The organism is Serratia sp. J2 (assembly GCF_046269175.1).
In the GTDB taxonomy this organism is placed as follows: Bacteria; Pseudomonadota; Gammaproteobacteria; order Enterobacterales; family Enterobacteriaceae; genus Chania; species Chania fonticola_C.
Window position 1 is genome coordinate 50,323 of the sequence record NZ_JBKABN010000002.1, and the last position, 12,074, is coordinate 62,396.

Consider the following 12,074-nt stretch of genomic DNA (forward strand, 5'->3'; position numbering starts at 1 on the left):
TAGCTGGAGTCTATTGTCGGTAACCTGGCCCGATCGCACAATGCACATTCCTGTCGGTGTCTTGCCTATTTCTACACTACACTGTAGAAAATGCATCTTTATGGTTATTATCCGTGTCGAATTATTCAGGCGATTAGAGGGGCTTGCTGATGGAGAACGTTGAATTACGTAGCCGTATGGCGCGCCAGGCGATGCGCTTTGCCGCCGCCAAAGGCTATAGCCCAACGCCCGTACCTATGGTGAAGGTGTTGTATAGCGATGAGTATTACCCGCGTCAGCCGGTGATGTATGAACCTGGCATCGTCATCATCTTTCAGGGCCACAAGGTGGGCTACTGTGGCAGCAAGGTGTTTCAGTACGATCCGCGCAATTACCTGCTGATGACGGTATCGCTGCCGTTTGAGTGTGAAACCTTTGCCAGCCCGGAACAGCCGCTGGTGGGGCTGGCGGTCAATATCGACACCCAGATGCTACAGGATCTGCTGATCGATATCGGTGATGACGATTATCTGATGCAGCCTAGGGGGGAAAGCAGCGGCGTTAATCTCTCAGTGCTTAGCGATGAAATGCTGTGCGCCACCGAGCGTCTGTTGGACGTGATGGAGAAACCGCTGGATGCTCGGGTGCTGGGGCCACAGATCGTGCGTGAGCTGCTTTATTACGTGCTGCGTGGCAGTTGCGGTGCTTCGTTGCAGGAACTGGTTAACCGGCATACCCATTTCAGCCAGATCGCCAAGGCGTTGCGGCGGATTGAGAATCAGTATGCCGAGAACATCAACGTTGAACAGTTGGCGTACGAAGTGAACATGAGCGTGTCGGCGTTTCACCATAACTTCAAGGCGGTGACCAATACCTCGCCGCTGCAGTATGTGAAGTCGTATCGTCTGCACAAGGCGCGTTTGCTGATGCTGCATGACGGCCTTAAGGCCAGCACGGCAGCGATCCGCGTGGGCTACGAGAGTGCTTCGCAGTTCAGCCGCGAGTTTAAGCGGCTGTTTGGCATTACGCCGAGCGATGAGATCGCCCGGCTGCGGGACAATAGCGCCATCATGCAAGGTTAACGCGTCAGTACGATTTTGCCGAACGGGCCGCGATCGAGGTGATCGAGCGCCGCGGGTAGCTGATCGAAACGGTAACGCTGGTCGATGACAGGCTTGATGCCGTTGGCGTCGACGGCGCGTACCAAATCTTCCAATGCGCGGCGGTGGCCTACACCGATGCCCTGGATCTGCGGCGATTTCAGCAGCAATAGGCTAGCTGGAATGGCAATATCAAAACCCTCCAGCACGCCAATGACCGAGATACGGCCATGTATCGCCACGGCGCGTAGTGAATTGACCAGATTGCTGCCACCAACGGTTTCGACAATATGATCGATACCGCGATCCTGCGTCAGTTGATAGATCGACTCCACCCAATCCTCTCGCAGGCGGTGAATGCCGTGATCGGCCCCTAACGCCTTGGCACGTAGCAGCTTCTCTTCGCTGCCGGAGGTGACAAAGACCTGTGCTCCGTGGGCTTTGGCAATCTGTAGCGCGAACAAGGCAACGCCACCGGTGCCTTGTACCAATACCGATTCCCCGGCACGCAAATGACCGCGTTCTACCAAGGCAAACCAGGCCGTCAGCCCAGCGCAGGGTAAGGTACTGGCTTCGGCATCGTCTAGCGTGCCGGGAGCTGCGCTCAGCCAGTTTTCATCGACCACCACGTATTCGGCCAGCATCCCTTGATAGGTACCGCCTGCCGTACGATAAGGTGGAATGCGCGCATCACCATCAGGCTTACCCTCTATCCAGTCCGGGCTAAAGGTAGAGATCACCCGATCGCCAGGGCGAAAACGCGTGCTGCCGCTTCCCACCGCGTCTACCACGCCAGCCATATCCGAGGCTGGGGTAAACGGCAGCGGCAGATCCAACGGCATGGTGCCTTCTATCACCATTTTATCGCGGTAATTCAGCGCCACGGCGTTCACTTTCACCCGCACCTGATGTGGGCCGGGCTGTGGAATGGCGCTCTCGGTTAATTGCAGATGTTCACGCCCTACGGCGTTCATCGTCCAACGTTGCATGGTTTCGGTCATGAGGTGCTCCTGGTGGGTTGAAGATATTCACAGATAATAGCGTTGATTTAAAATCACCAGTGGCGATAAAATTTCACAAGATTGTTTCCTAAAAGGCTACAAGTGATGAGTGACCGATTAAGCGGCATTTCGGTATTGGTCAGCGTGGTGGAGGCGGGCAGTTTTGCGCTGGCGGCCAACAGGTTGCATCTCTCCCGTTCGGCGGTGGGCAAAACTATTGCCCGGCTGGAGCAACGGTTGGGTGTGCGCCTGTTTCACCGCACCACCCGCAGCCTAAACCTGACTGACGATGGCGCGCTGTTCTATGAGCGTTGTTTACGGGCGTTGGAGGAGATCCGCGTCGCAGAGAACCTGTTGGAAAGCGGTAAGCGGCAGGTCAGTGGCCGGTTGCGGGTCTCGATGCCGGTGCTGATTGGCCGCCTGTGTATCGCGCCGGTGCTTACCGCATTGTCGCGTGAGCATCCTGGATTGGAACTCGATCTGTCATTTAGCGATAGGGTGGTGGATTTGGCTGAGGAAGGATTCGATCTGGCGGTGCGTAATGGCCCTTTGCCGGACAGTGCCGGGCTGGTGGCTAGAAGGTTAGGGGATAACCGCATGACCCTATGCGCCTCGCCGGAGTATCTGGCTCGTTGTGGTACCCCGGCTAGCGTTGAGGAGTTACAACAGCACGATGCCATCGCTTATCGCTACGCCTCAATGATACGTAGCTGGTTGATCCCGCAGGCAGATGGAACAACGCGAGAAGTGATGCCAAAACCTCGCTTGCTGATGGACGATCTTCAGGCGATTGCCGACGCGTCGGTGGCGGGGTTTGGCATTGCCTGGCTGCCATGCTGGCTAATCCGTGATGCCTTGCTGGAAGGTCGATTACAGCAGGTATTGGGGGAGGTACCGGGGAAAGACTTTGAAGTGCATGCCGTCTGGCCGCTCACGCCGCATTTACCCTTGAAAGTGCGGCTGGCGGTGGATGCGCTGGTCAGCCACCTGCCCGCGAGGATGGCGCTATAGTCGCGCCTTCCGGCTCAGCAAGAAGAACGCAGCGCAAGATGAAATAATAGTAAAAAGCGAGAGTATCAACATTAGGGTGCTAAAGCCCTCCTGGTATGCGGTCAGTACCTGCGCATGGTCTAGATTTTGCGAGAGGCTCATATCCCCCATGATTAGGCGTTGGACCAGCTCGCTATTATCATTCTGCGGTTGCAGCCTAAGGAGGCTGCTGTTGACCAGGGTAGTGAGCATGGCAATGGAGATTGCAAGTGCTATACCTTCACCAGCGACACGCGTGGTGTTAAAAATTCCAGCGGCCATACCTGCTTGTTCTTTGGGGACAACGTTTACCGCTAGCCCATCCATTAGTCCCCAAGGAAAACCAGCTCCGATACCGATGATCAGCATGGCAAAAATCAACTGCAGGTGATCGCCGATAGGGACTCGACTGAGGATATACAGCCCTGTGGCCGCCAGCAGAAAACCGAAGCCAGAGAGGGAGCCCGCAGAGATCCAACGGGTTAACCAGGCAGCCAGTAACGGCACCACCAGCATCGGTGTCGAAAGTGCCAGCATGACCAAGCCACTTTGTATGGGGGAAATCCCTTCAACGCCGATCAGCCTGAATGGCAGCAGCACTATCAGAACGATGTAGCAATAGCAGGTTCCTAACGGAAGTAACTGGACACCGATGAAACGTGTGTGCCTGAGCAGGCTGAGTTCGAGCATCGGCTCTTTTGAGCGTAGCTCGATAACCACGAAAGCAATCAAGCAAGTCAGCGCGCTGATAAGTAAGCTCACGATCAACGATGAATCCCATCCAGCTTGCGGGGCGAGGATGATCCCGGTGGTGAAAAGTACGAGCATCGCTGAAAAACTCGCCAAACCTGGAAGATCCAGCTTTTGAGCCTGCGGATTCTTGCTTTCGTGCATCTGTGAAACGGCGGCGATTAGTGCCGTTGCAGCGAGTATTGCGGTGGTAATGAAGATCGAACGCCAGCCGAATTGTTCAATCAGCGCACCAGTAATCATTGGACCAAATGCCAGGCCGAGGCCGAAGGTCGTTCCCAGCAGACTAAAGGCTCGGGTTCTGTCATGCCCTTCGAATTCTTGTGCCAGAGCGGCCGAACCGCTAGCGAGTGCCGCAGCGGCTGCTATCCCCTGAACCGCCCGCAATATATCCAGCCAGACAATGCTGGTGGCATTGGCCAGAAGTAAGCTGACGATGACGAATAGCAGAAGGCCCTGGGTGAATATGCGTTTGCGGCCATAAATGTCCGAAAGCGTGCCGGCGGCCATGAGTAGGCTACCGAAACTCAGCATGAACGCGTTGGTTACCCAGGCTTGGGCAGATGGGCTGGCGTTGAAAACCTTGCTGATGGTTGGGGTGGCGACGGCACCCCCGGTGAAACTCAGCGGTAATACCAAGGCGGCTAGGCAAATAGCACCGAGAACGTAGTAACGACCTTTTTGTAGGGAGTGATCGGAATTATTACCCATTGCGTAATCCCTCATTTTTGTAGCAATCTGGGAAACTAAATCTATAGAGGTCGCAATGTTTAATAAATGGGTTAAAACTCCGCTTATAATGAACAAAAAGGTCATAATCATATGGAGAGTCTCACCAGCATCCTCTCGTTCGTGAAAACCGCAGAATCGCTGAGCTTTGTCTCTGCCGCACGTGCCATAGGCATTTCCGCGACGGCGGTAGGAAAGAATGTTGCGAGGCTTGAAGCGTCTATGAACGTTCGCTTGTTTCAGCGTAGTACCCGCAAGGTTAACCTCACTGTTGAAGGGGAAATGTTCTACGAACGATGCCGGAAAATCCTTGATGACTTACAGGACGCTGAGGCCATGCTGTCGCACTCTGTTCAAGCTCCCCGAGGTCGCTTGCGGGTCAGTCTGCCCACTATCGGGTACCGCTTTCTGTTACCAATGATGCCTGACTTCCGCAAAGCCTACCCAGAAGTTGAGTTAGAGTTGGATTTCAACGATCAACTCGTTGATCTCATCGATGATGGGTTTGATGTGGTGATACGAAGCGGCGACCTTGTGGACTCGCGGCTGATGTCGCGTAGGCTTGGGCCTTTCCGTTTTGTTCTTTGTGCCGCCCCTGGTTATCTGCAACGTAAAGGGCGACCTGAGAAGTTACCCGATCTGGAGTTGCACGATTGCCTTCGTTACCGTTTTGTTACGACAGGTAAAATCATGGACTGGACATTAACGGCAGACCCGGAAATAACCCGGTTGCGCCTAAATTCTTCCCTGACGTTGAATAATATGGAGGCAATGCTTATGGCGACCATTGACGGGCATGGCATTGCTTACATGCCTGATTTTCTGGTTAAAGACGTGTTGGCTAGAGGTGAACTGGAAACGTTGCTTGATGGTTATACTAAGGAGCAGGGGATTTTCTGGGCCGTCTGGCCCTCTAGTCGGCATCTATCACCAAAGATTCGGGTTTTTGTGGATTTTATTTGCAGTCAACTATTCAAGCATGGATAAATAGCCGCAACCCACAGATTCGTGGTATAGGGGCACTGTATGCTACGTCTGTCTAAATAATCAATGGATTAGCTCAGACCGAACATGTTCGACCTCTACCATTTCGACAGTATTGCCACTTTGTCATTTTTTTCTTAAAGGCTACAAAGAATGAACGACCGATTAAGCGGCATTTCGGTATTGGTCAGCGTGGTGGAGGCGGGCAGTTTTGCGCTGGCGGCCAACAGGTTGCATCTCTCCCGTTCGGCGGTGGGCAAAACTATTGCCCGGCTGGAGCAACGGTTGGGTGTGCGCCTGTTTCACCGCACCACCCGCAGCCTGAACCTGACTGACGATGGCGCGCTGTTCTATGAGCGTTGTTTACGGGCGTTGGAGGAGATCCGCGTCGCAGAGAACCTGTTGGAAAGTGGTAAGCGGCAGGTCAGTGGCCGGTTGCGGGTCTCGATGCCGGTGCTGATTGGCCGCCTGTGTATCGCGCCGGTGCTTACCGCATTGTCGCGTGAGCATCCTGGATTGGAACTCGATCTGTCATTTAGCGATAGGGTGGTGGATTTGGCTGAGGAAGGATTCGATCTGGCGGTGCGTAATGGCCCTTTGCCGGACAGTGCCGGGCTGGTGGCTAGAAGGTTAGGGGATAACCGCATGACCCTATGCGCCTCGCCGGAGTATCTGGCTCGTTGTGGTACCCCGGCTAGCGTTGAGGAGTTACAACAGCACGATGCCATCGCTTATCGCTACGCCTCAATGATACGTAGCTGGTTGATCCCGCAGGCAGATGGAACAACGCGAGAAGTGATGCCAAAACCTCGCTTGTTGATGGACGATCTTCAGGCGATTGCCGACGCGTCGGTGGCGGGGTTTGGCATTGCCTGGCTGCCATGCTGGCTAATCCGTGATGCCTTGCTGGAAGGCCGATTACAGCAGGTATTGGGGGAGGTACCGGGGAAAGACTTTGAAGTGCATGCTGTCTGGCTGCTCACGCCGCATTTACCCTTGAAAGTGCGGCTGGCGGTGGATGCGCTGGTCAGCCACCTGCCTGCGAGGATGGCGCTATAGTCGCGCCACCTGACTCAGGAGGCGCGTTTTTTACGCCAAACGACCAGCATCACGCCCAGCAGTCCAACGACCAACAGCACCATCGGCAGGATCATCAGCCCGGCCATCACCTGATCTTCATGGCGTTTAACCAGCGGGATTTGGCTAAAGGCATAGCCCAATGTGACTACCGAACCTACCCACAGCAAGCCGCTGAGCCAGTTAAAGATTTGAAAACGGGCGCTATTGAGGCCCGAAATACCGGCCATGGTAGGCAACAGGGTGCGTACAAACGCCAAAAAACGGCCAATCAGCAGAGCGACCAGGCCGTGGCGGTTAAACAGCATGTGTGCGCGCTGGTGGTATTGCGCCGGTAGCTGTAGCAACCAGCCTTTCACCACCGAGGTATGGCCAAGCCATCGTCCTTGCAGATAGCTGAGCCAACAGCCAAGGCTGGCGGCGACCGTCAGAATAATCAGCGTGGGGATAAAGTTCATCACGCCTTTGGCAATCAAGGCTCCGGCCAACAGCAGTAAGCTATCTCCGGGCAGGAAGGAAGCGGGCAACAAACCGTTTTCCAAAAACAAGGTGGTAAAAAGGACGGCATAAACCACCCAAATCACGCTGGGATCGGCAAGTGCAGTAAAGTCTTGCGTCCACAGTGCGTGAACAATCTCTCTTAATACATCCATTTTTTATCCTGAGGTGCCTGGGCTGACTTTCTATAGGCTACCGTGCTGTTATAGCCATGCTCACCGGTAAATTTAGGCCACACACGGCGGTGAGGCCCAAGAGCACAATATAGTGTACCGCTATTAGCTTAAGCGGACATTAAACAGAGCATAGAAAATGTGGCAAAGGCCGTAAAACTCGGAAAAAGTACAGGCGACCGTTGGGATGGCCAAGTAAAACGCCGTAAAACCTCGTGCCTTACTGTGTGATTTTATTCTAGCCACTCCTCATCAACCGGCGACTCTACGTAGATACTTTGCCTACTGCGTTCGTCTGGTCATCCAATAGGCATTTTCCCGCAGTGATGGCGTGAATTATTGACACCATTTATGGCCTGTTGGGGTAAAAAGCCGCAGTTCGAGTGATGATTTTGTTAGCATTATGGGTAGGCAATGTTATGCCAAACGACGCGCAAACCCTGATAGTGACTGGGGGTGTATCATTTTTTGCTCGTCGATGCGTAATTCTTCAAATAATAATGATAACTACTATCAATCCCTGATTGGTTTGATATGATCGCACGCTGAATTCTTCCTTAAATGTTGAAATGGGTGGAGGCACAGCGTGAAAACGGCTGGCAAAATGACAAATCTAAGTGCTCAGGGCGCAGGCCGTGGGCAATGGGGCGCATTGGGGCGCAGTGTGATCGCCTCACTGGTATTGGTGGTGGGGTTGGCGGGCAACGCTCAGGCGGCTCCGGCCACTGCACCAGCAGTCGCTGAAAGCGTTGCCGCGGCAACGACACCGGCCACACCAACAGCGGTAACCCCAGTGGCGGGTACCCCGGAAAATATCACCCCGGTTAATCCTGAACCGACCATCCAACCGCCTGAAACGCGTGGTATGGACCTTTCCGTCTGGGGCATGTATCAGCACGCCGATATCGTAGTGAAAATCGTGATGATTGGCCTGGTGCTGGCGTCTATCGTCACCTGGACCATTCTGTTTGCCAAAGGCAGTGAGCTGTTTCGTTCCAAGCGCCGTCTGCGCCGTGAGCAGTTGGCGCTGGCCGACGTGCGTTCGCTGGACGATGCCTCCGAACTGGCGCAAAGCTTCTCGCAAGAGAGCATCAGTGCGGTGTTGCTGCAAGATGCGCAGAACGAACTGGAGCTGTCGGCGGCTTCTAACGACAACAACGGCATTAAAGAGCGTACCGGTTTCCGTCTGGAACGTCGCGTAGCGGCCTACGGGCGTCAGCTGGGGCGTGGCAATGGCTTCCTGGCCACCATCGGCGCCATTTCACCGTTTGTCGGCCTGTTCGGCACCGTATGGGGCATCATGAACAGCTTTATCGGCATTGCCCATTCGCAAACCACCAACCTGGCAGTGGTTGCCCCGGGGATTGCGGAAGCCTTGCTGGCCACCGCGCTCGGTCTGGTTGCAGCTATCCCTGCGGTAGTGATCTACAACATCTTCGCTCGCGTTATTGGCGGCCACCGTGCTCAGGTGGGCGATGTGGCGGCGCAGGTGCTGCTGCTGTTGGGCCGCGATCTGGATCTGGCGGCTTCGGCCGATGCCAAACGTTCGCAGCATGCGCACCAACTGCGGGTGGGGTGAGTTATGGCGATGCGCTTAAATGAAGATCTGGACGACAGCGGCGAACTGCATGAAATCAACGTGACGCCGTTTATCGACGTCATGCTGGTGCTGTTGATCATCTTTATGGTGGCTGCGCCGCTGGCAACGGTAGATATTCGTGTCGATCTGCCCGCCTCTTCCGCTAAACCGCAGCCGCGTCCGGAAAAACCGGTGTTCCTGTCGGTGAAGGCAGACAAGCAGCTGTACGTGGGTGATGAGCCGGTGACGGCGGAACAACTGACGGCGGTGCTGGATCAACGCACGCAGGCGAATAAAGAAACCACCATCTTCTTCCAGGCGGACAAGACCGTAGATTATGAAACGCTGATGAGCGTGATGGATACGCTACGCAAAGCCGGCTACCTGAAAGTGGGGCTGGTGGGAATGGAAGGCGTGGCCAAGTAATCTGAAACTCAGCCATTTCCTCTTCTTCGGGTTGCCTAACTCGAGGAAGAGGGCGCTATTACCTGTTTATCCCCGCGAAATCTGCCCCCTTCTCCCCTAATTCCCATGATACTGCTGACAACCTCAATCGACTTAACCCATTGATTATTTCAACGGGCCAGCCTGCAGCGCCCCTACGTGGTGAGCCGGTTGATATTTTCTCGGGCTATTTAGCCACGAGCATGTGCCGCAGCACGGGTGATTTGCTCATCGGTGGGACGCACGCCGGTGTACAACACAAACTGCTCCAAAGCCTGTAGAGCGATCACTTCGGCACCGGTCACCACCTGCAAACCCTGTTCCCGTGCATAGCGGATCAGCGGGGTTTCTGCTGGCAGTGCAACAACGTCGAAGGCGATTTTCGCAGCCTTGATAGTGGCCGGTTCAAAGGCCAACTGCTCGGCTTCGCTACCGCCCGCCATGCCGATCGGCGTGACGTTAATCACCATCTCAGCCTGCAAGTCGCCCACTTCTGGCTGCCACTGATAACCATATTGCGCTGCCAGCGCCTGGCCCGCCTGTGGGTTGCGCGCAATGATATGGCCGTTCTTGAACCCGGCATCGCGCAGGGCGGCGGTCACCGCCTTGGCCATACCGCCGCTGCCACGCAGAGCAAACGAGGTGGTCGGGGGGATCTGGTATTTCGCCAGCAGTTTGGCGATGGCGATATAATCGGTGTTATAGGCCCGCAGGAAGCCGTCGTCGTTGACGATGGTATTGACCGACTCAATCGCCGTGGCCGACGCATCCAGCTCATCAAGGAACGGAATACAGCTCTCCTTGAACGGCATGGAAACCGCACAGCCGCGAATACCCAAAGCGCGCACGCCGCCGACCGCTGCCTGAATATCTTTGGTGGTGAACGCCTTATAGATGAAGTTCAGATCCAGTTCCTGATACAGATAGTTGTGGAAACGGGTGCCGAAATTGCCAGGCCGACCGGCCAGTGACATACACAGCTGCGTATCTTTGTTGATTTCACGACTCATAGCAGGTCCTTAGCGCATTGAAATAAGTGTCCCCACCGGCTAGCAAGCATCCGGCGGGGATAATCGGTTCAGCTTACGCCAAAAGACGGGTTATTGAGCACAATTTTTTCGGCATTGGTTTACCCCATTTTCGGGTAGACCCCAGGCCCGATAGGCAGCCCCAGTAGGTACCACACCACCAGCAGCAGGGTCCAGACGGTGAAGAATACCAACGGATAGGGCATGATCAGCACGTAATAGGTGCCGAGTTTGGCGTCTTTCAGGTAGCGCTGCAGAAAGCCAAGGAATAGCGGCAAGAATGGCGACATCGGTGCCAGCGGTAGCACGGATGAGTCGGCGATGCGGAAAATCATCTGAGCGAAGGCCGGATGAAAACCCAACAGCATAAACATCGGCACGAAGATCGGGGCCAGGATCGACCAGATGGCGGAGCCGCTGGCAATAAACATGCACAGGAAGGCGGACAGGAACATCAGGCCGAGGAACGCCGGTGCGCCGCTCATTCCGGCCGCCTCCAGCAGATCCGTCAGGCCGATGGCCATAAACTTGCCCATGTTGCTCCAGTTGAAGAACGCTACAAACTGCGACAGCGGGAACACCATGACGATAAAGCCTGCCATGTTCTTCATCGGCTCGACCAGCTGGTTGGGGATATCGTCCGGGCGTCGGATGCTCTTGGTGACGACGCCGTAAGTGATGGCGACGGTGAAAAAGAACAGAATGATGATCGGCACAATGCCTTTTATAAAGGGGGAAGGGATCACCGAGCCGGTTTGCGGATCGCGCAGTGGGGCACCCTCTGGCACTACCAGCGCGGCCATCACGGCGATAAACACCAGCGCGGCGATACCACTCATCATCAGACCACGGTTTTGTAATGGGGTGAGCGCTTCAAGTTTGTCATCGGAGGTGCCTTGCCATTTTGGTAGCCGTGGCTCGATAAATTTATCCGTTAGCAACGCGCCGGTAATGGTCAGTACGATCACCGAGGTGGCCATAAAGTACCAGTTATCGATCACGCTGACGTGGATTGCGCCGTCAACCGCTTTGGCCGCTTCGGTACTGATGCCGGAAAGCAGCACATCGGTGGTGACAATCAGCAGGTTGGCGGTAAACCCCGAGCCGACACCGGCGATCGCCGCCAGTAGCCCGGCAATGGGGTTACGCCCGACGGCCAGGAAGATCAACGCCCCCAGCGGCGGCATCACCACCAGCGCGGCATCGGAGGAAATATGGCTGAAGAAGGCGATAAACAGCACCATATAGCTGGCGTAGCCGGCGCTGACGTGTGAGGCCATTTTGTACATCAGCGCCTGCAACAGGCCGACCTTTTCCGCCAGACCGGCACCAATCACCAGCGCCAGGATCGCGCCCAATGGCGCAAATCCGCTGAAGTTGTGGATGATATTGGGGAGGAGCCATTGTATTCCCTCCACGCTCAGCAGATTTTTTACCTGGATCATTTCCCCGGTAGCCGGGTTTTTCACCACCAGGCCCAACCAGGAAATGAGCGCGGTGGCGAGCATTAACACCACGATTAAATAAACGAATAACAGGAAGGGATTGGGAATTTTATTACCGATACGTTCTACCCAGTAAAAAATACGCCCGGGGCTTTTATTGGCGGATGATGCTATCTCACTCATGATATTACCCTCTTGTCCGTAATCAGATTTTTATAGTTTTAGGGATCGCGATGGTGATCTGGCTCGGAACGGGAG

The 12,074-nt window shown here is 55.0% G+C and carries 11 protein-coding genes; 6 read left to right on the forward strand and 5 right to left on the reverse strand.

Annotated elements, in window-relative coordinates; genetic code table 11:
- The first annotated feature begins 176 nt into the window (after positions 1 to 176).
- Complete coding sequence (locus ACKWMY_RS02225) at positions 177 to 1,061, forward strand: AraC family transcriptional regulator (protein ID WP_223499722.1); 885 nt, start codon at positions 177 to 179, stop codon at positions 1,059 to 1,061.
- Here ACKWMY_RS02225 and ACKWMY_RS02230 read toward each other — a convergent pair.
- On the reverse strand, positions 1,058 to 2,080 hold the full coding sequence (locus tag ACKWMY_RS02230; RefSeq protein WP_074031231.1) for a zinc-dependent alcohol dehydrogenase family protein: 1,023 nt from the start codon (positions 2,078 to 2,080) through the stop codon (positions 1,058 to 1,060). The two genes, ACKWMY_RS02225 and ACKWMY_RS02230, sit on opposite strands and share 4 nt — an antisense overlap.
- A gap of 105 nt (positions 2,081 to 2,185) precedes the next feature.
- Here ACKWMY_RS02230 and ACKWMY_RS02235 point away from each other — a divergent pair, with 105 nt between their 5' ends.
- Positions 2,186 to 3,091, forward strand: a complete 906-nt coding sequence (locus ACKWMY_RS02235; protein ID WP_029711192.1) for a LysR family transcriptional regulator — start codon at positions 2,186 to 2,188, stop codon at positions 3,089 to 3,091.
- Here the strand turns inward: ACKWMY_RS02235 and ACKWMY_RS02240 are convergent.
- A complete protein-coding gene (locus ACKWMY_RS02240) occupies positions 3,086 to 4,681 on the reverse strand; it encodes an MFS transporter (RefSeq protein WP_409485820.1) in 1,596 nt (531 codons plus the stop codon). The genes ACKWMY_RS02235 and ACKWMY_RS02240 overlap by 6 nt on opposite strands.
- Between ACKWMY_RS02240 and ACKWMY_RS02245 the strand changes: the two genes are divergently transcribed.
- Positions 4,682 to 5,575, forward strand: coding sequence for a LysR family transcriptional regulator (locus tag ACKWMY_RS02245; RefSeq protein ID WP_074031241.1), 894 nt, complete (start codon positions 4,682 to 4,684; stop codon positions 5,573 to 5,575).
- A gap of 150 nt (positions 5,576 to 5,725) precedes the next feature.
- The gene (locus tag ACKWMY_RS02250; protein ID WP_409485821.1) at positions 5,726 to 6,631 is read left to right on the forward strand and encodes a LysR substrate-binding domain-containing protein; all 906 of its coding nucleotides are present in this window, start codon (positions 5,726 to 5,728) and stop codon (positions 6,629 to 6,631) included.
- A 14-nt stretch (positions 6,632 to 6,645) separates the two neighbouring features.
- Here the strand turns inward: ACKWMY_RS02250 and ACKWMY_RS02255 are convergent, their stop codons facing one another.
- Entirely contained in the window at positions 6,646 to 7,302 is a 657-nt protein-coding gene (locus tag ACKWMY_RS02255; protein WP_021806837.1) for a DedA family protein, read from the reverse strand.
- 604 nt (positions 7,303 to 7,906) lie between these two features.
- Between ACKWMY_RS02255 and exbB the strand changes: the two genes are divergently transcribed.
- Both exbB and exbD read left to right on the forward strand, forming a co-directional pair.
- On the forward strand, positions 7,907 to 8,899 hold the full coding sequence (gene exbB / locus ACKWMY_RS02260; RefSeq protein ID WP_080673357.1) for a tol-pal system-associated acyl-CoA thioesterase: 993 nt from the start codon (positions 7,907 to 7,909) through the stop codon (positions 8,897 to 8,899).
- 3 nt (positions 8,900 to 8,902) lie between these two features.
- Positions 8,903 to 9,325, forward strand: a complete 423-nt coding sequence (exbD, locus tag ACKWMY_RS02265) for a TonB system transport protein ExbD (protein WP_021179543.1) — start codon at positions 8,903 to 8,905, stop codon at positions 9,323 to 9,325.
- Between the two features lie 209 nt (positions 9,326 to 9,534).
- On the opposite strand, the gene ACKWMY_RS02270 is transcribed toward exbD, so the two are convergent.
- On the reverse strand, positions 9,535 to 10,353 hold the full coding sequence (locus ACKWMY_RS02270; RefSeq protein ID WP_024529128.1) for a shikimate 5-dehydrogenase: 819 nt from the start codon (positions 10,351 to 10,353) through the stop codon (positions 9,535 to 9,537).
- A gap of 119 nt (positions 10,354 to 10,472) precedes the next feature.
- Complete coding sequence (gene abgT, locus ACKWMY_RS02275) at positions 10,473 to 11,999, reverse strand: p-aminobenzoyl-glutamate transporter (RefSeq protein ID WP_409485822.1); 1,527 nt, start codon at positions 11,997 to 11,999, stop codon at positions 10,473 to 10,475.
- Positions 12,000 to 12,074 lie beyond the last annotated feature (75 nt).